General features: G+C 39.8%; 20 protein-coding genes and 1 other RNA gene. 17 read left to right on the top strand and 4 right to left on the bottom strand.

Annotated features, from left to right (window positions below):
- Positions 1 to 72: 72 nt before the first annotated feature.
- From HXT41_RS01215 to HXT41_RS01235, 5 genes are all read left to right on the top strand, one after another.
- Positions 73 to 1173: an HAD-IIA family hydrolase gene (locus tag HXT41_RS01215; RefSeq protein ID WP_012914105.1), complete on the top strand. Its 1101-nt coding sequence runs from the start codon at positions 73 to 75 to the stop codon at positions 1171 to 1173.
- Entirely contained in the window at positions 1170 to 1973 is an 804-nt protein-coding gene (locus HXT41_RS01220; protein ID WP_421788760.1) for a TlyA family RNA methyltransferase, read from the top strand. The genes HXT41_RS01215 and HXT41_RS01220 overlap by 4 nt, the downstream gene beginning before the upstream one ends.
- Positions 1974 to 2063: 90 nt before the next feature.
- Positions 2064 to 2987, top strand: a complete 924-nt coding sequence (locus HXT41_RS01225) for an NAD kinase (RefSeq protein WP_116440610.1) — start codon at positions 2064 to 2066, stop codon at positions 2985 to 2987.
- Positions 2988 to 3041: 54 nt separating this feature from the next.
- A complete protein-coding gene (recN, locus tag HXT41_RS01230; RefSeq protein ID WP_410310453.1) occupies positions 3042 to 4826 on the top strand; it encodes a DNA repair protein RecN in 1785 nt (594 codons plus the stop codon).
- Positions 4810 to 5490 carry an HAD family hydrolase gene (locus HXT41_RS01235; protein WP_102703058.1) on the top strand — a complete coding sequence of 227 codons (681 nt, stop codon included), beginning with the start codon at positions 4810 to 4812 and terminating at the stop codon, positions 5488 to 5490. The genes recN and HXT41_RS01235 overlap by 17 nt, the downstream gene beginning before the upstream one ends.
- A 19-nt stretch (positions 5491 to 5509) precedes the next feature.
- Here the strand turns inward: HXT41_RS01235 and rnpB are convergent.
- Positions 5510 to 5883, bottom strand: an RNA gene (gene rnpB / locus HXT41_RS01240) — RNase P RNA component class A.
- A gap of 211 nt (positions 5884 to 6094) precedes the next feature.
- Here rnpB and hpf point away from each other — a divergent pair.
- Positions 6095 to 6766, top strand: a complete 672-nt coding sequence (gene hpf / locus HXT41_RS01245; protein WP_004106803.1) for a ribosome hibernation-promoting factor, HPF/YfiA family — start codon at positions 6095 to 6097, stop codon at positions 6764 to 6766.
- 187 nt (positions 6767 to 6953) lie between these two features.
- Entirely contained in the window at positions 6954 to 9749 is a 2796-nt protein-coding gene (gene secA / locus HXT41_RS01250; protein ID WP_119504399.1) for a preprotein translocase subunit SecA, read from the top strand.
- Positions 9750 to 9833: 84 nt separating this feature from the next.
- Here secA and HXT41_RS01255 read toward each other — a convergent pair whose 3' ends face one another.
- A complete protein-coding gene (locus tag HXT41_RS01255; protein WP_012914112.1) occupies positions 9834 to 10502 on the bottom strand; it encodes a hypothetical protein in 669 nt (222 codons plus the stop codon).
- Positions 10503 to 10577: 75 nt separating this feature from the next.
- On the opposite strand from HXT41_RS01255, the gene HXT41_RS01260 reads away from it, so the two are divergent.
- The gene (locus tag HXT41_RS01260; protein WP_012914113.1) at positions 10578 to 11285 is read left to right on the top strand and encodes a lysophospholipid acyltransferase family protein; all 708 of its coding nucleotides are present in this window, start codon (positions 10578 to 10580) and stop codon (positions 11283 to 11285) included.
- A gap of 117 nt (positions 11286 to 11402) precedes the next feature.
- Here HXT41_RS01260 and HXT41_RS01265 read toward each other — a convergent pair whose 3' ends face one another.
- Both HXT41_RS01265 and HXT41_RS01270 read right to left on the bottom strand, forming a co-directional pair.
- Positions 11403 to 13793 (bottom strand): Stk1 family PASTA domain-containing Ser/Thr kinase, encoded by a 2391-nt coding sequence (locus HXT41_RS01265; RefSeq protein ID WP_012914114.1) that lies wholly within the window; start codon positions 13791 to 13793, stop codon positions 11403 to 11405.
- 97 nt (positions 13794 to 13890) lie between these two features.
- Positions 13891 to 14997, bottom strand: coding sequence for a polyprenyl synthetase family protein (locus HXT41_RS01270; RefSeq protein ID WP_004111463.1), 1107 nt, complete (start codon positions 14995 to 14997; stop codon positions 13891 to 13893).
- A gap of 194 nt (positions 14998 to 15191) precedes the next feature.
- On the opposite strand from HXT41_RS01270, the gene HXT41_RS01275 reads away from it, so the two are divergent.
- The 9 genes from HXT41_RS01275 (at position 15192) to HXT41_RS01315 (ending at position 24882) form a co-directional block, all read left to right on the top strand.
- Positions 15192 to 16058: a hypothetical protein gene (locus tag HXT41_RS01275; RefSeq protein WP_012914115.1), complete on the top strand. Its 867-nt coding sequence runs from the start codon at positions 15192 to 15194 to the stop codon at positions 16056 to 16058.
- Positions 16059 to 16187: 129 nt separating this feature from the next.
- On the top strand, positions 16188 to 17657 hold the full coding sequence (locus tag HXT41_RS01280; protein WP_012914116.1) for an RNA polymerase sigma factor: 1470 nt from the start codon (positions 16188 to 16190) through the stop codon (positions 17655 to 17657).
- Positions 17658 to 17763: 106 nt separating this feature from the next.
- Positions 17764 to 20142, top strand: a complete 2379-nt coding sequence (locus HXT41_RS01285) for a DNA gyrase/topoisomerase IV subunit B (RefSeq protein ID WP_012914117.1) — start codon at positions 17764 to 17766, stop codon at positions 20140 to 20142.
- A gap of 116 nt (positions 20143 to 20258) precedes the next feature.
- Positions 20259 to 21440: an MFS transporter gene (locus tag HXT41_RS01290; RefSeq protein ID WP_012914118.1), complete on the top strand. Its 1182-nt coding sequence runs from the start codon at positions 20259 to 20261 to the stop codon at positions 21438 to 21440.
- A 150-nt stretch (positions 21441 to 21590) separates the two neighbouring features.
- The gene (locus HXT41_RS01295) at positions 21591 to 21833 is read left to right on the top strand and encodes a DUF3791 domain-containing protein (RefSeq protein WP_012914119.1); all 243 of its coding nucleotides are present in this window, start codon (positions 21591 to 21593) and stop codon (positions 21831 to 21833) included.
- Complete coding sequence (locus HXT41_RS01300) at positions 21830 to 22324, top strand: DUF3990 domain-containing protein (RefSeq protein ID WP_012914120.1); 495 nt, start codon at positions 21830 to 21832, stop codon at positions 22322 to 22324. Before HXT41_RS01295 ends, HXT41_RS01300 begins: the two co-directional genes overlap by 4 nt.
- 6 nt (positions 22325 to 22330) lie before the next feature.
- On the top strand, positions 22331 to 22558 hold the full coding sequence (locus HXT41_RS01305; protein WP_004111475.1) for a DUF3791 domain-containing protein: 228 nt from the start codon (positions 22331 to 22333) through the stop codon (positions 22556 to 22558).
- A 120-nt stretch (positions 22559 to 22678) separates the two neighbouring features.
- Positions 22679 to 22936 (top strand): hypothetical protein, encoded by a 258-nt coding sequence (locus HXT41_RS01310; RefSeq protein WP_421788761.1) that lies wholly within the window; start codon positions 22679 to 22681, stop codon positions 22934 to 22936.
- Between the two features lie 377 nt (positions 22937 to 23313).
- The gene (locus HXT41_RS01315) at positions 23314 to 24882 is read left to right on the top strand and encodes an InlB B-repeat-containing protein (RefSeq protein ID WP_421788762.1); all 1569 of its coding nucleotides are present in this window, start codon (positions 23314 to 23316) and stop codon (positions 24880 to 24882) included.
- Positions 24883 to 24887: the final 5 nt, after the last annotated feature.

Raw genomic sequence — 24887 nt, forward strand, 5'->3', positions numbered from 1 at the left:
TTTATAAAATATATTTGAAAAATTTGAATCTAAATTAAGTGCAGTGTTTAGCAAACTTAAATGAGGTATAGTATGCAAGTTGAAACGAAAAAGAATTTTTCTTCATGTAATCGTCCGTTAAGCGATGCATTTCGTTTAGCACTGCTTGATTTAGATGGTGTTGTATATCGTGGTGGAAATGCTGTTGAATATGCGTCTGATTCCATTTTGTTTGCGCAAAAAAATGGAATGGCAATTGAATACACAACTAATAATTCTTCGCGTTTCCAATCTGTTGTTGCAAAACAACTGGAAAGTTTTGGCTTAAAAGTAGAACCATGGCAGATTATAACGTCTTCTGTTGTTGCAGCAAGGATGGTAGCTCGCAATGTTGAGAAAGGATCCAAAGTTCTTGTTCTCGGCGCTGAACATTTGCGTCAAGAAGTGCAACGCGTAGGATTACAACTCGTAGATTCGTGCGAAGATAATCCTAAAGCTGTTATTCAAGGCTGGTATCCTCAAATGACTTGGCAAGAAATGGCGGAAGTTTCTTTCGCTGTTGAGCATGGTGCAAAATATTTCGTTACTAACCGCGACTTAACTATTCCAAGAGAGCATGGTATTGCTCCTGGATGCGGTTCCATGATTCAAGCTGTTATTAATGCTACGGGTGTAGAGCCTATTTCGTCTGCTGGAAAACCAGAATCTGCAATGTATGATGAAGCAAGGTTTTTGGTTGCTGCTAATGCTAAGCATGATGATTCTGAATGTGAAGAATACACTGAAAAAGACGAGTATGGGAATCCTGTAATTAGTATTGAACATTCATTAGCAGTTGGAGATCGTTTAGATACTGATATTGAGGCTGGAACAAGAGGAGGCTATGCTTCATTACTTGTTCTTACTGGAGTTACAGATCCTCGCATGCTTATGCTTGCGCCAAAACATTTGCGTCCAAGTTTTGTTTCTAAAGACTTGCGAGGATTAAACGAATCTCATAACGCTCCTGAACGCGTTAACGGTAGTACTTTTACTTGTGAAGATGCTATAGCAAGAGTTGTGAATAATAATATTATTGAAGTTAATAACACTAACGATTGCAATGCTTTAAGAGCTGCTTGCGCGCTGGCATGGAGCTTGCAAGATTGCGGTGAAAATATGGAAAATTATACTCTTCCGGAGTTTTCCTTATGACTTTGAATGAGGATTTAAGTAAACTTTCAAATAGCAATATTTCACAACGCTTAGATTGCGCTTTGGTTAATCGTGGTTTAGCAGAAAGTAGGACAACTGCTCAACGTTTAATTCGTGCTGGCGTAGTGAGTGTTGACAATCGAAATATTACGAAATCCTCATTTTTAGTAAACAATTCACATACAATAACAATCGACGAATCAAAAAATACGCAATCTTGTATTAGATACGTTTCTCGTGGAGCACTTAAGTTAGAAGGTGCTTTCGAAGCGTTTTCTAAAAATGGTTTAACTACTTCCAAATCAACTAAAGCTCTAGATATAGGTGCATCAACGGGTGGTTTTTGCGACGTTCTTTTGCAAAGAGGTGTTCATTCTGTAATAGCTTTAGATGTTGGTCATGGTCAATTGCATCCAAAAATAGCTAACAATTCACATGTAATTGAAATGAGTGGAGTAAATATTCGAGATGTGTACGAAGAGAACTTGCCATATAAGCCAAATCTTATAGTTTCGGATGTTTCTTTTATTTCTCTAACGCTTGTTATTCCAGTAATTTCTAGAATAGCTCAATTGCATGCAGATATTGTGCTTTTAGTTAAGCCGCAATTTGAAGTAGGAAAAGGAAACCTTGGAAAAGGTGGAATAGTAACTGACGAAACTTTAAGAATTAAAGCTTTAGAAACAATAAAAAGTTGTGCAAACCAAAACGGTCTAAAGGTTATCTCCTCTTGCGAATCTCCTATTGAAGGAACGCATGGCAATACGGAGTATCTTCTTTATGCGCGTTACGAGAAATAAATTAATCATTGAATGTTTAGCATTCTTCAATATGTATCCTAACAATTACAATAGTAGTAGTTGTGTTTAAACAGTACGAAGGGGCTGTATATGCAGGAACATTTCGATACTAATTCCGCTTCGGCGGCTCGTCGTGCTCTTGTAGTTACTCACGCTAGGATTGATGTTCACAGTGATGTGGTAAATCAAGTCAAGACTCAACTTATTAAAGCTGGATTCGTTGTTGATGTATTCAACAGTGCGTCTGTGTCTGATTTTGCTAAAAAAACTACTCGTATAGTTGACGAAAATACGGAAATAGTTGTGGTGCTTGGGGGAGATGGCACCATGCTTCAGGCTGCTGAGTTAGTGCATTGTACTACTGTTCCAATTATCGGCATAAATCTTGGTCATGTTGGTTTTTTGGCAGAATTTGAAAGTTTTCAAATTAACGATGCAATTCGTAGGATTGCAAACAAGGATTACACTATTGACAGGAGAATGGAAGCTCATGTAGATGTGTGGCTTCCTGGCGAAAGTAAGCCTTTAAGTGATTGGGCGTTGAACGATATAACTCTTGATCGCGAAGACAGAGGTCGAATGGTAGAACTTTCAATACGAGTAGACGATGTTGAAATGTCATCTTTTGGTTGCGATGGTATAATAGTTTCAACTCCTACTGGTTCCACAGCTTACGCATTTTCAGCAGGTGGATCAATCATGTGGCCAAATGTAGAAGCGTTACAACTAGTGCCATTAGCTGCTCATGCTCTTTTTGCGCGTCCTCTAATTATTGGTGCCGGTTCTACTTTTACTATTGATATTCTTAATGAATCGTCTTCTGGAGGTTGGATTTGTTGCGACGGTAGAAGACAGCGCGCTCTTCCTCAAGGATCAAGGATTCAAGTTCGTCAATCAAAAGATGACCTATTATTAGCTAGACTTTCTGGTGCTCCTTTTACGAAGCGTTTAGTTACAAAATTTGATTTGCCAATAGTTGGATGGCGTGAGCACAATAATAATTCTTTAAAATGAATTATTTAAGTAGAAAATAATATTAAATATAGCATTTATAAAACGAGGTACAGCGTGCTTGAAGAGTTAGAAATACGTAATCTTGGGCCAATTTCACATGCGCTTATTACTCCTTCGTCTCACATGACAGCTATTACGGGTGAAACAGGCGCTGGAAAGTCAATGCTTTTAAGTGCTATCAAGCTTATTTCTGGATCCAAAGCAGAAGTTGCAAGGATTTCTCCAAATGCTAAAGAAGCATGGGTTCAAGGCATATTTAGTATTCCTAAAACAAGTGAATTAGTAGATGCTGTTGGAAAATCCGGTATTGAATTAGAGCCTTCAGAAAATAACGAAAATAAATCAGATATGTATGTTTCTAGAACAGTACCGCAAGAAGGTCGTTCAAGAGCAACAATTTCTGGTTTCGCAGTACCAAAAACAGTTCTTGAACAAGTATGCTCTCGATTGATAGTTATTCATGGACAAAGTGACCAATTACGTATAGCAACAAATTCAAAACAACGCGAATTGCTTGATACTGTATCTAAAAATAGTGAATTACTTAAGCAATACGCATGTGCGTATCAAGCGTGGAAAGATGCTAAAGAAACATGTAATCGACTAGAAAATCAAGCGTCTTCTTCGCGGCAACGTGCAGATTACCTTAGAGAATCGTTAGCGCGAATACGAGATGTGAATCCGCTTCCTAATGAAGATAAGGAATTGCGTGCAAAAAGAGAAAGAATTGAGAATTCTGCTCAAATTGTTAAAGCAGTGAGCATTGCGCTCGCATCCCTTGATTCCAGTCAAATAGATTATGGTGCTTCAGAATCATCTGAAGATGCTTGTTTTCTTGTAGATAAAGCTTCTCAAGCATTACGAAATATTCGTGTAGATGATTCTTTCAATTCTATTGCAAATCAACTTGACGATATTCATGCTCAACTTGACGATATCGTAATGCAGCTTGCTCAACAGTTGGATATCGATGTAAGTGAAAAAGATTTAGATGATTTAAATTCCCGTATTCATGATCTTACTGATTTAACTCGTAGGTGGGGGCCAACATTAGATGACGTACTTGATTGGTCCGAAAAAGCTCAGTTTGAACTTGAAGATTTAGATGATTCTCCTGAAGCTATTGCCAAAGCGCGTGCTAAGTGTGCTCAACGATATGATGATGCTCTTAAACTTGCTGAAGAATTATATAAAACTCGTTTAAATGCAGCTCATGATTTTGGCACTTTAGTTAGTGAAGAATTAAACTCTTTGGCTATGCCAGGTGCTCAATTAATTATCAGTGTAAATAGGCGTTGCGAAGATTTATCTGGTTCTATTCCGCTTGATTCTAACGGATGTGATGATGTAGAGTTTTTGTTCCGACCATTTCCTGCTTCTTCAGATTTGCCGATGAGCAAAAGTGCTTCTGGTGGTGAATTAAGTAGGCTTATGCTTGCAATTGAGCTTGTTGTTGCGAAGTTGACAGATTGCGACGAAGAAAATATTACATTTGTTTTCGACGAAGTAGATTCTGGTGTTGGTGGTGTTGCGGCAGTAGAACTCGGTAAACGTTTGGCTCAACTTTCTCAACATGCTCAAGTTATTGTTGTTACTCATTTAGCTCAGGTTGCTTCTTTTGCAGATGCACAATTTGCAGTACAAAAAAATCTTGTTGAGAATAGTGAGAATAGTTCTTCTGCTATAGTTGCGGATACTTCTGTTATTGAGCTTAATGATTTGATGCGTGAGCAAGAGATTGCTAGGATGCTTGATGGAAGTGAATCAAAAACTTCATTAGAACATGCTCGTGAGCTATTGAGTGCAAGTAGGAAAATCATTGATGGATTTACAAAATAATTCGTCTATTGTTGCAGCGATTTTTGATTTTGACGGCACGTTACTTGATTCTTTAAGCGTTTGGGATGATATTGATCGAGTAAGTTTTGCGAAACGTGGTATGAACGTTCCTTCAATCTTTGCGAATACGACTGCAACAATGAATCCTAGACAAATTGCAGAATATGTTATTAAAAATTACGGATTTACTGATGCTCCTGAAGATTTGATGACGGAGTGGTCAGATATGGCTTTTGACGCTTATGCTAATCATCTTCCGCTAAGAAAAGGCGCGTATGAATATGTGCATTATTTGCGTTCTAATGGTATAAAGCTTTTTCTTGTTACAACTCTTTCTAAACGCTTGTGTATTCCAGCTTTAAAAAGAGTTGGCATTTTTGATTGTTTTGATTTTATTCATTTTGGAGAAGATTTATCTGAAAAAGGTAAGCATAGTCCTAAAACTTATATCGATATTGCTAATCAACTTAAAGTAGATCCAGCTAAATGTGTAGTTTTTGAAGATTCTGCTACAGCTTTATGTTCAGCTCAGCAAGCTGGTATGCAAACATGTGGGGTAGTTGATAATTCAAACGTAAAAATTGATTTAGATTCGTCGTTTAATAAATGCTTAGCAGTATTTTCTGATTTTTCTTTCGCTCCAAGAATCAGCGATATAAGTTGAAAATATGCTATTGGTTGAGTTGATGAGGTTTCACATACCCCGGGTTTTGTCGCATACACAAGTGCATGCGGATGGCCATCCATCTCGATTTGACGTTACCGCCAAACTCTAGCAGTCTACCCGAAGACTTGAGCGAGCAGCTCTAAAGCGTCTTCTGCTTGACCTTGCTCCCAATGAGGCTTGCCATGCGGCTTACTGTTACCAGAAGTCCGGTGGTCTCTTACACCGCCGTTTCACCCTTACCCGAACGAAACGTTCAGGCGGTCTATTCTCTGTTGCGCTATCTCTCAGGTCGCCCTGGGCGGACGTTATCCGCCATTGTGCTCTGTGGAGCCCGGAAGTTCCTCAGCCACTCCGAATGAACATTGTGACCGCGGCCATCGTGAAACCTCAACCTTCCCAATTATAGCAGATGATATTAATATCGTAAAAAATTCGTTATTTTATAAGAAATTCCGTAATAAACGTTAATTTTTTTATTTTAATTTAATAAATCGCTAGGTTTGTATGGATTTAGCAGATATAATAGAAGAACCGACGGCATCGTGGCAGTCGGGTTGTACAAATCGAGCTTAAGGTTCGAGTCTATATGGGGAGGTTTCGCATGGAAATCGTCATTACTGGTCGTCATACGCAGATTAATCAAAGGTTCCGTGACGTTGTAGAAAGTAAGATGAATCGTGTGACCGCCATTGCGCCTGATGCGCAGCGCGTGCAAATCGTGTTGACTCATGAAGGCAATCCAAGGCAGGCTGACACAGCAAAGCGAGTTGAAATTACTGTTGTTGCAGGAAGCACAGTGATTCGCGCAGAAGCTTCTAGCACTGATCAATTTAGTGCATTAGATATGGCGCTTGATAAGTTGACGCTTCGTTTGCGTCGCACTCGCGATCGTCGTAAGGATCATCGCCGTGGATATACGGAAATGACTCCTGTAGACATGGGTGCTGTAGAGCCTGAGATTGAGACTACTGTTGAAGAGCCAGAAGAAAATGAGGTTAATAGCGCAGATGCTGCTGTTGCTTCCGATTTAGGTCCTGGTGAATCTGTGGAAGTAAGTGTTGGCGACACTCCTATTGTGATTCGTCGTAAGTTACATATTGCAGAGCCTATGAGCATAGATGAGGCTTTGTATGAGATGGAGCTTATCGGGCATGATTTCTTCTTGTTCGTAAACAAAGAAACTATGAGACCATCTGTAGTATATCGCAGACATGGTTGGAGCTATGGCGTATTTGAAATTGATACACCTGAAAATGTTGCTAAGCAAAAGTAATAATTAAAACACATCTAAAATGCGCGAATAAGTGCGCATGCCCGTCTAGCACAATGTTGGGCGGGCATTTTTATGTAGTAATCAGACTCGCTAACTTATAAAAATCGTAGCCGTCGCGTAATATAGGCACAGTTTACGTCTATGTTGGCTAGGCCGTCGTCATAGACATGACCTAAGGGAGCAAAACGTGGTAGATATCGTCGATAAAGCCTTGCGTATGGGTGAAGGCCATCAATTGAAGCGCCTTGAGAACGTAGCAAAGGCTGTGAATGCGTTGGAAGATGAAATTTCCGCGCTTTCCGATGAAGAATTGAAGGGTCAAACTGCTAAATTCAAGCAGCGTTTAGACAATGGTGCAAAGCTTGATGATTTGATGCCTGAAGCCTTCGCTACTGTGCGAGAGGTTTCAAAGCGTACGCTTGGCCAGCGTCATTTTGATGTGCAGCTTATGGGTGGCGCTGCATTGCATTGGGGCAATATTGCAGAAATGAAAACTGGTGAAGGTAAAACATTGGTTGCTACTTTGCCAAGCTATCTGAATGCTTTGGAAGGCAAAGGTGTGCACGTTGTCACAGTCAACGATTACCTTGCTAGCTACCAGAGCGAGCTTATGGGTCGTATTTATAGATTCCTTGGCATGAGTGTTGGATGCATTATTACAGACCAGCAGCCGCCAGAGCGTCGTAAGCAATACAATGCTGATATTACTTACGGTACAAATAATGAGTTTGGCTTCGATTACTTGCGTGATAACATGGCGTGGGAAAAGAGCGAGCTTGTGCAGCGCGGTCATCACTATGCAATTGTCGATGAGGTCGATTCCATTCTTATCGATGAGGCTCGTACGCCACTTATTATTTCAGGTCCTGCTGAAGGTGATGTAACTCATTGGTATCGTGAATTTGCAAAGCTTGTTTTGAAGCTTACTCGCGATGTTGATTACGAGATTGATGAAAAGAAGAAAACCGCAGGTATTCTTGATCCTGGCATCGCAAAAATTGAAGATTACTTGGGCATCGATAACCTTTATGAGCCAAGCAATACAGCTCTTATTGGCTATTTGAATAACGCTTTGAAAGCTAAGGAGCTTTTCCTTCTAGATCGTGACTATGTTGTTACAAACGGCGAAGTTTTGATTGTCGATGAGCATACTGGTCGTGTTCTTCCAGGTCGTCGTTATAGCGAGGGCTTGCATCAAGCAATTGAAGCTAAGGAAAACGTGGAAGTCAAGGCAGAAAATCAGACTTTTGCTACTATTACTTTGCAAAACTACTTCCGCATGTACGACAAGCTTGCTGGTATGACTGGTACTGCTGAGACTGAAGCTGCAGAGTTCATGGGAACTTACAAGCTTGGTGTTCTTCCAATCCCTTCCAACCGTCCAGTAATTCGTAAAGATAAGGACGATTTGATCTTCCGCACAAAGAAAGAAAAGCTTACTGCTATTGTGCGAGATGTTGCTGAGCGCCATGCAAAGGGTCAGCCTGTGTTGCTTGGTACAGCTTCTGTTGAATCTTCTGAGATTCTTTCTTCGCTTCTTGACGTTGCTCGCATTCCTCACCAGGTTTTGAATGCTAAGCAGAATGCTAAGGAAGCTGCTGTTGTTGCTGTTGCAGGTCGTAAGGGTGCTGTAACTGTTGCTACTAACATGGCAGGCCGTGGTACCGATATTATGCTCGGCGGCAATGTTGAGTTCCTTGCAGATGCTAAGTTGAAGGCTGAAGGATATTCTCCAGACGATACTCCTGAAGAGTATGAGAAGCGTTGGCCAGGCGTTTTAGCTGAAGTTAAAGAGCAAGTTAAGGACGAGCACGAAGAAGTTAAGAATCTTGGTGGCTTGTATGTGCTTGGTACTGAGCGTCACGAATCTCGTCGTATTGATAACCAGCTTCGAGGTCGTTCTGGTCGTCAGGGTGATCCTGGCGAGTCCCGCTTCTACTTAAGCTTGGAAGATGATTTGATGCGCCTGTTCAACACTCAGCTTGTTGCTCGTGTTATGGCTAAGGGATTGCCAGAAGGCGAACCAATTGAGTCTAAGTACGTTTCTAACGGTGTGCGCACGGCACAGAAGACTGTTGAAGCTCGTAACTTTGAAATGCGTAAGAACGTTTTGAAGTATGACGATGTTATGAATAAGCAGCGTACTGTGATTTATGCAGAGCGTCAGATGGTTCTTAAGGGTGAAGATATTCACGAGGACATCTTGAAGTTCATCAGTGACACCGTAGAAAGTTATGTGCGTGGCGCAATGAACGGTTCTGATAAGCCAAAGAATTGGGATTTGGACGGCTTAAAAGATGCTCTTAACTCTGTAATGCCTGTACTTCTTGATTGGGATCAGGTGCGTGAAACGATTATCAATCTTAAGGGCGAAAAAGCTGTTTCTGCTTTGCGTGATTTGATTGTCGACAGTGTAGTAAAGGTTTACTCTCTCATCGAAGATCGTCTCGGCGCTGATCCACTTCGTCAAATTGAACGTCGCGTTGTTCTTTCTGTTCTCGATCGCAAGTGGCGTGAACATCTTTATGAGATGGATTATTTGAAGGATGGTATTGGTCTGCGTGGTATGGGTCAGCGTGATCCGCTCGTTGAATACCAGCGTGAAGGCTACCAGATGTACAATTCGATGATTGAGGCAATTAAGGAAGAAAGCATTCAGCTTCTATTCCACATTGATATCAATCAGATTGCTTCTACTGAAGATATTTCTTCTGACGATGAGCTTGATGAAGATGTTGCACAAGCTTCGTCTGAGGTAGATGCTGAAGATCAGGCTGCTGGTATTGTTGGTCCTGCACCTTTGAGTCATGCTGAGGGAGATGTTCCGTTGAGCATGCGACCAAAGAATGAAGAATGGAAGACTCCATGGTCTGATGGTCGTACATTCCCAGGAACAAATAAGAATGAAGAGTGCCCATGTGGTTCTGGTCGTAAGTACAAGCTTTGCCATGGTCAAAACGAATCTGGAAATGAAGCTGAGTAACTTGAAAGCTTGCTAAGTAAAATAAATAAAAGGCGGTGTGATTATAATCATGCCGCCTTTTTATTATATTCGATTGATTATTAGCTATACTCGAGCACCATCTCCATAATCGCTGTAATCTTCTTTATACGGATCAGGTTTTTTGCGATTCATAAGTAATCCTGCTCCACTAAGTAGCATTAATAGGCCGCATATAATACCAACAATGTTTGCTATAGCAGGAATAAAAGCACTTACAATAACACCGAAGATACCTATAACAAATAGAATCCACAAAACTACATTAACTAAAGATACGTTATAAAATCGTGGATTTGGGGGCACAAAATCATCTCCATAGTCTTCCATAGTCTTATCTAAATCAAGCCAACTTGTGCGTGCGTTATCACGAGGACCTTTAGCAGTTATGATCGTGTGAGGGTCTTGCATTCTAGTAGGAATAATATAGGATTTATGGCTGCTTAGATTTTTTAAGCTAAATTTATTTTTTATAGCATTTTTTTGATTTTTAGAATTATTATCGCTTGCTATACTGTTGCGTTCTTTCTTTTTTTCTTCTTTCTGAGCGTGCTTTTCAAAGCTTTTTGCGCTACGTGAATTAGCAATATCATTCATATCGTCAGAATGCTCTGCAATAAAAGATGACCAATCATCATCAAAATTTCTATTGTTTTGTTTTTGATTATTCTTTAATGATTCTGACGTTAACTCGTCATCACGGCGAGGGTCGTTGGTATTCTTAGAAGAAGTCATGAACTATACTGTAGCAAGTCTTCCTGATTCTATGCTTAAAATGTTCGAAATTGGACTTGCAAGAAAGGATATGGTATGTTGTACTGGTTCTTCGTGAAGGGACTTGGGGGTATTGCCTGCATGAGGATTCATCCATCAGCGCAAGGTGTTAAAAATGTACCTAAAAAGGGTGGAGCTATTATTGCTGCAAATCATCTTGCTGTTATTGATGACGCGCTTCTGCCATTGACTTGTCCTCGTATGATTCACTTTATGGGTAAAGCAGAATATTTTGAAGGCAAAGGTTTAAAGGGTCGTTTCAAGAAGTGGTGGTTTACTTCTGTTGGCGTTTTTCCTGTAGATCGTTCTGGAGGCGCAAAATCGCTTGGCGCCTTGAATCATGCTCGTGAAATATTAGAAAAAGGTCAGCTTTTTGGTATTCATATTGAAGGTACAAGAAGTCCAGACGGTCGTTTATATCGCGGTCATACTGGTGCTGCACGTCTTGCTCTTGAAACAGGTTGCCCGATTATACCAGTTGCAATTATTGGAACTAGAGAATTGCAAGTGCATGGTCAAGTTATTCCTGCAAAAGGTAAAACTAAGGCAATTTATGGCGAGCCTATTCAAGTAGAGCGTGTTTGTGACGAAAGCGAGATTACCCACGAGCGTTTACGTGAAATTACAGATAAAGTAACTAAGTCTATTCAGCAAATGAGTGGTCAAGAATACGTTGATGAATATGCTCAAACTGTAAAAGAACGTATGCGTAAAAAACGTGAAGAAAGTAATGAAAATAAATAATATAATTCTAATGCTATTAGGCTAGCGTTATTAGATATTTAAATTTTATTTATATTCAAATATTTAAGCGGCGAAAGTTATTTAGCTTCCGCCGCTTTTATAATACTTAAAACACGCTTATATTACTGTAAGAGTGATAATAGAAGGATTTCCATTAGAATCCTTCAATGGTACTTCACTTCCAGCTCCAGGGGATTGGAAGCGCACTACGTGCATTAAATCACCAAGTGGAGCAGAAATACGAACTTTCAGTCCTAGATTTTCAATAATCCTTTTAGCTTCATCACTGTTCTTTCCGCAAACGTTTGGCAATGTAACAGTTTTTGGACCTTTAGAAACAACAACTTTAACACTATCGCCCCAATGTAAGTCAGAACCAGCTTCAACGGAAGCGCGGATAATCTTACCCTTTGCTACAGTATCGCTATTTTCTTCTTCGTACTTTACATCCAGCTTAGCGTCAGTTAAAGCTGAGTCAGCTTCACTCTTTGTTTTCCCAACAATATCTGGCATTTGCACAGGCTTAGGTCCCTTGGAAAGTAAAACACTTACTTCTTCGTTATGGTTCATGCGTGTGCCAGGTTTAGGGTTAATATCAATTAAGCTGCCAGCTGGTATGTCTATAGAATACGTGTCTCCTGACTTATCGTGAACAATGTTAGTAAATCCTGCTTTACGCAATGTTTTCAAAGGATTTTTGCCATTGTAAGTCTTTGGATCTGTAATATCGTCCGGGATTGTAGCCTTACGAATTCCACGCGAAATCACAACATTAAGAGTGCTATTATTGTGCTTTTGAATATGGCTGCCGACGACATCAGGATTTGTTGAAACTACTTTTCCTTCTGGCACATCGTCACTATAATCTTTTGAAACTTTGTAAGGAATTCCAGCAATTTTAAGCGTGTGCTCATATTGTTGCCAATTGACATCAGTTATTTTGCAAGATGCATAATTTTTGCATTGAAGGTCGTCGGGCTTAGGCAGCGTCCAATAACTGCCAGGACCTAAGAAATACCAAAAACCACCAATAGCAGCAATTGCTAATACTCCAGCTGTGCTTAAACCTGCAATAAGGAAAACACGCTTTTTAGAAGAACGATTAGGCTTGTTTCCTAAGTTTTTTTCCTTATCTGACATGCCAAACGGTTTTGCTGCATTTAAGTTGTTGTTAAAATTGCGAGAGCTAATAGCAATTGTTGGCATATTGCTATCGTCAAATTCTTCTAAAGAATTATCTTGCGAATTGTATGACACATCTTTTGCATTAGCAGCACTCCATTGCATAGCTTGTGTTTTTTGAAGATTATTCGCATCGAAAGCACTGTCGGACTTCGCTAGTGAATTGTCTATTGCTACATTATTGACTTCAGGATTATGTAAATCATTATTTTTGTGTGAATCGAGTTCACTTACAGAATTATTTCTAGGTATTGCAACAGTTTCGTCTGTAGCATTTTGCAATAAAGAGTTGGAATTAGCAGAAAAATTAGAGCCTGAAGTATTTATTGCTCGTGTAGCATCTGAGTCATTATTAGGATTCAATTTGTCCGAATAATTTGCTTCAGGGGAAACAAGCAAATTATTAATAGGAGAAAAGTCTGTTTCTTCTGAAAACTCTTGTGGTTCTTCTGCTTTGTATTGCCAATCTTCAGAGTTTAATTGTGTAGAAAGTGCACGTAATTTTGCTAATGCTTCACTTGCATCTTTAGGTCGTTCGTTCATGTCGCGAGCAGTGAGGTTTGCTATGAATTGTGCAACTTTTTCGCTAATTCCAGGGCAAGCTGTAGCAATTGAAGGAGTGTTTTCATGCACATGCTTGAAAACAAGCGTAACAGGATTATCTGCAGTAAAAGGCACTCTTCCTGCAAGCATTTCCCAAGCCATCATGCCTGCTGAATACAAATCACCTTGAGGAGTTGCAAGATTATGCTCAATAAGTTCAGGAGCAAGATAAGCTGCTGTGCCAAGAAGTAATCCTGTAGAAGATAGTGTTGCTTGCGAAATTGCTCTAGCTAAACCGAAATCAGTAATTTGAACATGACCTCGATCGTTAATTAAAATATTTTCCGGCTTAATATCTCTATGTACAACTCCAGCATTATGTGCAGAAGCGAGACCATCCAAAGTTTCTGCAAGTAGACGCAGCGTATCTCGCACACTGAATGTGCCTTGCATATTCATTTCATAACGCAAATTAACGCCATGAACATATTCCATTACGAGATAATCGAGCCCGTCATATTCGCCTGTATCATAAACTTGTACAATATGTGGATTTGCAATTGCTGCAGCAGAAGTTGCTTCTCTGCGGAATCTAGCAATAAATTGCTGGCGATGCACCCCTTGAGCAAGTTGAGTGTGCATGATTTTAATTGCTACAGGTCTATCAAGGCGTTCATCTTCTGCTTGATACACAGTAGCCATGCCACCCTGAGCTATTTTGCGCACAATGCGATAGCGATTTTCAATGCGCATACCTGGCTGCGCCTGCGTAGCTTCATCCATTGTCACAATCCTTATACGCGTAAAACCATTTTTACTACTTACGAGTGTACAAGCAAGATAGTAAAGAAAGCTAATTTCGAGCGTTATTTGCTAGATATTATTGTACATTACGCCATGCTTCAGGTATAAATCGTTTGCTAATTTCATGCAAAATAGCTTTTCCACTGTCGCTCAATGTACTTGATTCGATTGCTTGTTGTGAATCATTCCACAGATTCTCAATTCGCTTTTTTGATTTTTCAATAGCACCAGAAGTATGGTAAATCTGTATTATTTTATTTACATCATCTTCGCTTCGAGTACTACTCGTGTAAGCTTTTAATAGTATTTCTCTTTCGTTATCGTTTCCGTATTGCAAAGCATCTGCAAGAAGAACCGCACGCTTACCTTCTCTAATATCACCGCCAATAGGCTTACCTGTAATCTTGCTATCTGAAACAATATCAAGCAAATCATCAGCAATTTGGAAAGCAACACCTAACGAATTGCCAATAGAATTAGCAAGATTGTATGCTTCAGTTGGTTGCATATTTGCTGCAAGAAAGCCGAGAGTTAATGGAGCAACAGTAGTGTAACTGGCTGTTTTCCATCTAAAAACATTCAAAGATGATTCCGCAAGTTGTATTGGATTATCTAGTTGCATCATTTCTATTGACAAATCCAATACTTGACCAATACCAACATTTCTTTGCATAGACGCAAATGCTGCTAACAATTCCTCGCCATAAGTAAAATTCTTCGCACGATTTCTTGCAATATCGAAACTTTCTGTGGCAAGTAGATCTCCCAGCATTAAACCTAAGCCTGTGCCAATATGCTTATTATTGCAAACTTTACTTAATGCACAATACGCACTAGGCTTTCCACGTCTTAAATAAGATTCGTCAATAATATCATCATGAATTAATGCAGCTGTTTGAAATACTTCTAGAGCACAAGCTATGTCAAATACAGACTGTTCATGGATTTTTTGAATATTGGTTTCTTTTGATGCAGCGTAAAATGCTGAAATCGTAAGAAGAGCTCTAAGACGTTTTCCGCCTTCGCTTGAAACAATAGCTTGCTTTATTACTTGCTGTAGTATTTGCGCACATGTGGATGAAAGATTATTTTCTAATCCCGTATTAAATTGCTGAGAAATTAAAAAAGTAATTCTAGATTCAATATCGTTAAGACTGTAATTGTTGCCTATAAATGTGCTCATATTATGAAAGTTATCCACAGGGCTGAACATTACAAAACGCAGTTATTATTATGGTTTAATAAGCTTTTCACCGCGGAAATAGTTTTTTATTGAATGCTGACTCATATCTTGAGAAACTTCAATATATCAAAAATGCTATTGCATAGTTTGATTATCAAAATAAAGAATCATGTAAAAAATGAGGGGGAGTATGCATGGAAATTGTAGAGGATGATTTGAAAACGAAGATATCGCATAATTGTATTGATGACTTTGATATGCAAAGTCTTATGCAAATTTATGGTGAAAGTGCTAATTCTTTTAATGGTTGTTTAGATTTTGCAGGTTCAGAAGATTTTGAAAGTTTTGCTGGAAGAGAAATTTCAGATATTAATGGGACTATATATCCTTCCAAAGAGTGCAGCTTTTTTATGACTTTTTCTAAGGAATATATTTACAACAACTGTAGTGATAGTGCGCAATGGATTAAAGGATTAGAATATTGGGTTCCGGCAGTTTCGGAAGCTTTTATAGAAAATGTTGATCAAAATGGCAAGCAATATGCTATTAGAGATATTGCAAGCAGAGCACTTATGCGATGGTACAACATGTTTGCTTACGATGAAAAAATGTTTGGATATGATTTAGTAAATCTGCCAATAGCAATGTTGCATAATATTAATGTTCGTGATGCAATGCTTATTTCTATTCTGGATGAAAATCAAGAATGGTATGACGAAAAAACTTTGTCGGAATTTGCTTGGTGCCCTCATACACCTGAAGTATCTCGTAATTTGCGGCATTGTTTAGAAGCAAAATTCACTCAAACAAATAATAAGCCTGATATAAAGAGAGCTATTTTCGCGTGCAAAATTTTAAAATCTATGGCTATTATTACTAGAAGCATTCCAAAATTATCTGTGCAAGTTTACGCTTTGTTAGCTTATATCAGCTGGTGGTTTAGGCTCGGAGAAGTAAAATATTATTGTGATTGTGCATTGCGCATTGATCCTGATTGTTCTATGGCAAAAATAGTGTGTGGAGCATTCGAAAATGGTCTTGAGCCAGCATGGATTGAATAATTCGCCACGCCGCAAAAATTAGTTGTGGAATAATCGTCTTGCTTAAATGGTTTACTACTTAAGGTAAAACTTGCCCTTGCATGAACTATGCCTATATGCGTTACAAGGGGATAATACAGGAGGAACAGTTTGACGAGTGAAGTTGGATTAACGGTCGACAGCGACGAAATGCAAGATGATACTAAGCCTGTAAAAACTCGCAAGGCTAGCGTTGCGCGTAAAACCAGTACTCGAACTTCGTCAGCTGATAGCAAGACGCGCAGTTCTCGCTCAAAGAAAACTGAAGACAACAAGATTGATACTGAATCAGTATCGGCTGATGCTGAACATGACGAAACTGAAGATAGCGTAGACATTGAATCTCAAGATCAATTATCTATTGACGATCCTTTAGATGACGATTCACATCTTGATGTTGGTGATGAACATTTGAATCTTGATGATTTGGACGATATTCAGCCAGAAGATATATCTGATGTTGACGATTTAAGCGATATTGACGTTGCAGATGATCTTGATGATGAAGAGTCTGAAGATCTTGATGAAATTGATGATCACGACGAAATTAAGCATGATGCTCCGCAAGTGCCACAAGCAAAAGGCGCATTTGTTGTACGTGATGATGACGATGACGATAATCTAACTCCATCTGGTAATCCTAAGCGTCGTGTAATTGCTACAGGTGCTACTGCGGATCCTGTTAAGGATTATCTAAAGCAGATAGGTAGAGTTAGCTTGCTTAATGCTGAGCAAGAAGTTGATTTGTCAGAGCGTATTGAAGCTGGATTGTATGCTCAGCATTTGCTTGATACTCAAATTGATCAAATGGAGTTTAAGCGTAAACGTGAGCTTAAGTGGGCTGCAGCAGATGGCAAGAAAGCTAAAGATCATCTTCTTGAAGCAAACTTGCGTCTTGTTGTTTCTCTTGCTAAGCGTTATACCGGTCGAGGCATGCTTTTCCTTGATTTAATTCAGGAAGGTAACCTTGGTTTGATTCGTGCAGTTGAAAAGTTCGACTGGAAGAAGGGCTTTAAGTTCTCAACCTACGCAACTTGGTGGATTCGCCAGGCTATTACGCGTGCTATGGCAGATCAGGCTCGTACTATTCGAGTTCCAGTGCATATGGTTGAGGTTATTAATAAGCTTTCTAGGGTTCAGCGTCAAATGCTTCAAGATTTAGGTCGTGAACCTACGCCGGATGAGCTTGCTCGCGAACTAGATATGCCAGTAGAAAAGGTTCAGGAAGTACAAAAATACGGTCGTGAGCCAATTTCTTTGCACACTCCTCTGGGCGAGGACGGCGATTCCGAGTTCGGTGATTTGATTGAAGATACTGACGCAATCGCACCGTCTGATGCTGTTGCGTTCTCGCTCCTTCAAGAACAGTTCAGGCAAGTTTTGGAAACTTTGGCTCCTAGGGAGGCTGGAGTTATTAAGATGCGCTACGGCTTGGAAGATGGTCAGCCAAAAACTTTAGACGATATTGGTCGCGTTTATGGTGTTACTCGTGAACGTATCCGTCAAATTGAGTCTAAAACAATGTCTAAGCTGCGTCATCCTTCTAGATCGCAAACTTTGCGTGACTTCTTAGATCAGTGATTGTGTGAAGTTATATTACAAAGTGTCGTATTGTTGCTTTTGCGATAGTACGACACTTATTGCTTAAAATAATCGGTTGTACGTTTAATAAGTGCAAGGGGTAGAAGTGGTCTCTCATAAAGAGCAGTATGATGCCGACAGTTTGACAGTGCTAGAAGGCTTGGATGCTGTAAGAAAGCGTCCAGGCATGTATATTGGCACTACAGACAGCCAAGGCTTAATGCATTGCCTTTGGGAGATTATTGATAATGCGGTTGACGAGGCTTTGGCGGGTGCTTGTGACCATATTATTGTTACTCTTCACGACGATGGATCTATTGAAGTTGCAGATAACGGTCGTGGTATTCCAGTAGATGTTGAGCCAAAAACAAAGCTCACTGGTGTTGAAGTTGTTTTAACTAAGCTTCACGCTGGAGCAAAGTTTGGTAACGCTTCTTATAATGCTGCAGGCGGTTTGCACGGTGTTGGATCTTCTGTTGTAAACGCTTTAAGCTTGCGTTTAGATGTTGAAGTCGATAGAGACGGTAAAACGCATCATATGGCGTTCCATCAAGGGCATCCTGGTGTGTATAGCGATGCTGACCCGGAGCATCCATCTCCAGCTTCTCCATTTAAGCGTACGCGTAAGAACAAGTCTACTGAGCTTGAAATTATCGGCACTGTTTCGCCAAAAACTACCGGAACTCGTGTACGCTACTGGGCGGATCCAGAAATTTTTAATTCGACTGCGCATTTCAGCTATGAGCAGCTTATTGCTCGCGTGCGTCAAACAAGTTTCCTGGTTCCAGGCTTAAAAATTACTGTTATTGACGAGCATGTTCCTGAAGGTGAATCTGCAAATATTGAAGAAATTGATTCTACTAAAGATGATGTTGCAGAAGATAATCTTCTTGAAAACCAGTCTGATAATAGCGATAACTCTGTGTCTGAATTTGAAGAATTAGAATCTGAAACAGCATTAGAAGATGAAGATGATTCTGAAGATAAGACTGAAAATATCGCGACTGAAGATGAGGCTGAAGATGCTGAATCTGAAGAATCAGTTGCACAATCTGTTGCAAATGCTCAGTCTGCTAACTCAATGCAAAATAAGCATCATCCTCGAGTAGTTGAATTTTTGCATAATGGTGGCGTTAAAGATTTCGTTGATTTTCTTTCAAAAGGTGAAGCAGTATCGGATATTTGGCGTATTTCTGGCGAAGATACATATGTAGAAGAAACGCAAGCTGTTGATTCTGCAGGAGATTTACACGCGCAGCAAGTAACTCGAAAATGCGGCGTTGACATTGCAATGCGTTGGGTAAACGGCTACGATTCAACGATTATTAGTTTCGTAAACGTTGTTGAAACTCCTGGCGGAGGTATGCACGTAGACGGATTCTTGCAAGGATTGACTAAGCAAATTCGTAAAGCTGTTGAAGACAACGCGCGCAAACTAAAAGTAAATCTTAAAGATTCGAATACGAAAATTGAGCGCGATGATATTACAGCAGGATTGGTAGCAGTCGTAACTGTTCGCATTGCTGAGCCTCAATTCCAAGGTCAAACTAAGGATGTTCTTGGAACTGCTCAAGTTAAGCCAATCGTTACCAAAATGACTGACGCTCAATTCGGTGAGATGATTACCGGTTCTAAGCGAGGTTTTAAAGAGCAGTCTTCTAGAGTTTTGGAAAAAATTGTTTCCGAAATGCATGCGCGTATTCAAGCGCGTAAAACTAAGGAAGTTACGCGCAGAAAGAACGCTCTTGAGTCTGCTTCAATGCCACCGAAACTTTCTGACTGCCAGCCTGGAAACGACGATGTTGCAGAACTTTTCATCGTCGAGGGCGATTCTGCACTTGGCACTGCAAAAGCTGCTCGAAATTCTGCTTTCCAAGCGCTTCTTCCAATTCGCGGTAAGATTTTGAACGTGCAAAAAGCAAGTCTTGCACAAATGCTTTCCAACAAAGAGTGCGCTGCAATTATTCAGGTTGTTGGAGCAGGATCTGGCGCAAGTTTCGATATTTCACAAGCACGTTATAACAAGATTGTTATGATGACCGATGCAGATGTTGACGGCGCGCATATTCGTATTTTGCTGCTGACGCTGTTCTACCGTTATATGCGCCCGCTTATTGAGCACGGCCATGTTTATGCTGCAGTGCCACCTCTTCACAGGATTGCGCTCGCTGGAAAGCGCAAGGGCGAGTATATTTACACGTATTCCGATGATGAATTGGCTGGAAAGCTTGATGATTTGCAAGCTAAAGGCATTGATTTTAACAGCGATATTCAGCGTTACAAGGGCTTGGGCGAGATGGATGCAGATCAGCTTGCAGACACAACCATGGATCCTAGAACTCGCATGCTTCGAAGGATTCGTATGGAAGATGCTCAGCAAGCGAGTGAAGTATTTGATTTGCTAATGGGCGATGATGTTCCTCCGCGCAAGCAGTTTATTGTTGATAACGCAGACGACTTCGATCGTTCCAAAATCGATACCTGATATCGGTATGTTGCTCGCGTCGCTTTATGTCGCCTTGTATATTTGTATTCCTTTATATTGCTTTATAAAGTCGCGTTGGCATTACAAATATGAAGTACTAGTGTTGGGGAATTTTTATGATTAACCTTCTTCTTGCTGTTATTTATCTTGCTTTTATAAGCTTGGGTTTGCCGGATGCTCTTCTTGGAGCTGCGTGGCCTACGATGAGTCATGATGTTGGTGCGCAAATTTCTTGGGCTGGTGGAATATCAATGGTTATTTCTGCAGGAACAATTGTTTCTGCGCTGCTATCTAATAGGTTTACGCATAAGTTTGGCCCTGGGAAGGTTACGCTTATTTCAGTTGCTTTAACAGCTTTAGCGTTACTAGGTTTTTCTTTTGCTCCGAATTATCTTGTGCTTATTTTTCTAGCTATACCATACGGTTTAGGTGCTGGAGGAGTGGATGCGGCTCTTAATAATTACGTTGCAATTCACTATGAAAGCTGGCACATGAGCTGGCTTCACTGCATGTGGGGAATTGGTGCTTCCGCAGGTCCTTATGTTATGGGTTTCGCACTTTCTCACGGTCAGCGCTGGCCTGCAGGCTACCAGTATATTGCTGTTATACAAATTGCTCTCACTCTTGTGTTATTCATAAGTTTGCCGCTGTGGAAAAATAATAATAAAAAGGCAGAGACGCATAATCTTACTGAGGTAAAGAAACAATCTTCTGGGATGCTATCTTACGCAGAAGTTTTGCGCATTCCAGGAGCTAAGAATATTCTTATTATGTTCTTTTGCTATTGTGCGTTGGAGCAAACTGCAGGATTGTGGGCTAGTAGTTACATGGTTTTGCATGGAGGAGTTAGCCGCATTGTTGCGGCAGGTTGGGCAAGCTTGTTTTATGTTGGCATTACAGTTGGTCGTTTTGTAAGCGGATTTCTTACTATGCGTTTTAACGATGCAACGATGATTCGTATTGGGCAGTGCGTAATGCTTATGGGCATTCTAGTATTGTTGCTGCCTTTGCCGAATCATATTGAGCTTATTGCAGGATTTGTAATTATTGGACTAGGCTGCGCTCCAGTTTACCCATGCATTATTCATTCCACGCCGCATTATTTTGGTGCAGATAAGTCTCAAGCTATTGTTGGCATGCAAATGGCAAGCGCATATATTGGGTCTATGGTAATGCCTGCGATTTTTGGACTAATTGCGCAGAATGTTTCTATGGTGCTTCTTCCGGCTTATTTGCTTATTCTTCTCGCTGTAATGACTTTTATGCACGTGCGCTTGCTTCGAACTTGCGAAAGTTGAGCGTGAAAGTATTTGTATGCGCGATTGCTTATATTTTTTTGATGTAGACTTGTGTTAGATGTGTTATGTGTGCTAGGTGTGTTAGAACTTGTTGTATACGCATTATCTAGTAGATGTATTTCTAATAATGTTTTTACAAAAGGAGGGGTTATGAATGATATTAAGCAAGAAGTCTTTGACAAAGATAAGCTTGATTTTGCAATATTTTGTATTGAAAATGTTGCTAAGAAGCTTAATCAAAACCCTCGCGATACGTATGATGCTTTGACTAAGAAGAGTAATATTCTTATGTCTTATATTGTTCCATCTTATGACGTTTTGCACACTCAAGGCAAAGAGTATATTACAAACGATATTATTTCCTTCATGCGCGAAAAAGGTGTAAAAGTATGATTGTTTATCACGGTTCTTTTATGCCTGTTGAATTTCCAGATGTATTGCATTCGCGTAAAGATGTTGATTTTGGCGCAGGATTCTACGTTACATCAATACGTAGTCAGGCTGATAATTGGGCGAAGAAATTTATTCGCAAGGACAAAGATGCTTTTGTTTCTTCTTATAATTTTGACAATAATGTTCTTAATGAATTATCTGTTCTTAAGTTTGATTCATATTCTGAAGAATGGCTTAATTTCATACTTAATGCTCGTTCTGGAAATGATACAAGCAGTTTTGATGTAGTAATTGGCGGTGTAGCAAACGATAAGGTTTATAACACACTTGAATTGTTTTTTGATGATTTAATTACTAAGTCTGAAGCTTTAGGCAGACTAAAATATGAAAAACCTAATAATCAAATATGTTTTAGAAGTCAAAAAGCTATTGATTTGTGTCTTACATACATAAAAAGCGAGTGTGTAAATAGTAAGTTTTTAGGGGAGTGATGGATTTTGAAGGCGAATCCTATTTTGTTGCAAAAGAAGTATGCTAGGGTTGTAAGTCTTCTGGCTGAGCGTGCTGGGTTGAGTTATGAGCAGGCGCTTGACGTGTTTTACCATTCTGTTACTTACGATTTGATGCGTAATGGTATTTCGGATATGCATTGTATGAGCGACGGATATTTGGTTCAAGATTTGCTTGATGAGATGCATAATTCTAAAATGTGTGTTAATGCATGACTTTTGTAATAAATTAAACGATTGTGTGATATACCATGCTTGCATTTGTATTTCGACTATAAAGCGTACAATGTGTATACGTTTTTACATTATCTCGTTATCTATTTTTTAAGAGGGTAAATGAATAAGAGAACTGGTCTTATGTTGACTAGCACTATGATGGGTATTGCTACTGCTGCTTGTGCTTTCTGCATGGCGCAAAGTGCGAATGCTGCCGAAACTTCAGCTTCTTCTGGTGTTAATACGACTGTAAATTCTTCTACAAATAATTCTTCTACCACAGCTTCTAATACAGAAACTTCCTCTACAGAAGGTTCTTCTTCCGTAACTTCTTATAACGCAGCTTCTAATACGCCCAATGGGGGGGGTCTGCTTTAGATAGCACTTCCGCAAAACCTTCTGGAAATACTGTACCTTCCAAGTCTAGCGAAACTGCAAAAACTGCCGAAACCACAAAATCTACTAAATCTTCTAAAGCTTCTGAATCTGTAACTGATGCTGAAAATTCTGAAAATGCTAGACTTACACAAACTCTTATAGATGTAAGCAATACTAATCTTCAAACAAATAATCGTGAAGATAGAAGCGTACACGCATCTGCAGAATCTAAAGCAGCATCAACTGATTCGGGTACTACAGATGATGCATCTTTAACTTGGACGAAGGACGACTTTAACATTTCTGACGATGGTAAAACTATTGGAGGTAGGAAAAATGTTTATTATCCGGAGACCGGTCAAACGGTAAATGAGTATGTGGACGGACTTAGTGCCAAAGGCAAGGAGAAACTTAAGAAAAATCATCATGTTGTGATTCCTGAGGGTATTGAGGTAATTCATGAATGTGCTTTTACCGGTCAGGCTGACAAAGTCGGGAATAAGCATAAACACGTTGACGGCGAGACTTATATTGAGGGTGTCACTCTTCCGCAATCTCTTAGAATAATAGAATATGGAGCTTTTGGTTGGAATAAAATTAAAGGAACCGTTGTTATTCCAAAAAATGTGGTTTCAGTAAGCGATGCAGCCTTTGTTGCTAATGAAATTGAAAAAGTTGTGTTTGAAGGCGTGCTTGATGATAAGGGAAAAGAGCACGATACAGATACTAATCCGTATTATCTTGCTGGAGTTGGTAGTGTTGCTTTCCAAGGTAATAAAATTTCTGAAATTGTCGTAAAAGGTAATTTAGGACAATATAAGTTTCGCTCAGGGGAAAATGATTCACCGTTTGACAATCAAAATCCTGGACCTTTCACTATTGAAGTGGGAGAGGAATACAAAAGTCCTATCAAAATTACGCAAGAAAGCGCTGGTCATACAATCAGTGTTATGGAGGGTTTTGAGGAGAATGGAAATCCTGTAACGATTGACCTCTCACCATATTTTAAGAAAAATGCTGATGGCAAATATGTAGCTGTAAAAACTGGCACACTTGAAGGTCAGTGCATTTTTTATGACTTTGTTCAGCGTGTGCCTAGGATGATTGGTAGATCGCATTTTACGTACAACATTGTTCCTAAAGCTACGATTTACACAGTTACTTTTGTAAATGGCGCTAATTCTCATTATGCTTCTGTGCAAGTTAAGGAAGGCAAAAGCATAAACGATAAGAGTGTTGATAGTCAGTCTATGCCTAAAGATCCTACGAAGATTGGGTACACTTTTGAAGGGTGGAATGAAGATCAAGACGGTACTGGTGCAGTGTTCCTTGCCAGCACTAGTGTAAACAAAAATTTGAAAGTTTACTCCATTTTTAAGAATTACTTACCAGTTATTACAGTTCAGAATAAGACTATTACTGAGGGTAATTCACTCGATTTGAATAGTCTTGTTGTGTCTGTTAGTGATATTGAGGATAATTCTATAACAACTAAGGTTAAGCGTATTAGTGACGGTGGTTTTAATAACAATGTTCCAGGCGTTTACACTATCACGTTTAGCGTAACGGACAATGGCGGTGCTACTGCAACAACAGTTGCAACAGTAACTGTTAATAAGAAGCCAACGCCTCTAATTCCACCAGCTCCTGCGCCGGAACCGGAGCTAACTCCAACTCCTGTTCCACTTCCTGAGTCGTCGGCCCCTGTCGCTCCAGGTCCGATTCTGACACCTTCTGAGCCTGAGCCAGAACCTGAGTCTGCTCCAGCTCTTTCGCAACCGGAGCAACCGGAAGCTAAGCGCGTTGTTAAGCATCTTCCTAAAACTGGCTCTTCAGTAGCTATGGTAATAAATTATTTGTTTGCATCTGTGACTGCAGGAATTTTTGCACTTGTAGAAGCTAGAAAATCACTTCGCAGATATTCCAAGCATGCTCGCAAAAACTAGCTTTA

This window comes from Gardnerella sp. DNF01189 (genome assembly GCF_049244195.1).
Lineage (GTDB): Bacteria > Actinomycetota > Actinomycetes > Actinomycetales > Bifidobacteriaceae > Bifidobacterium > Bifidobacterium swidsinskii.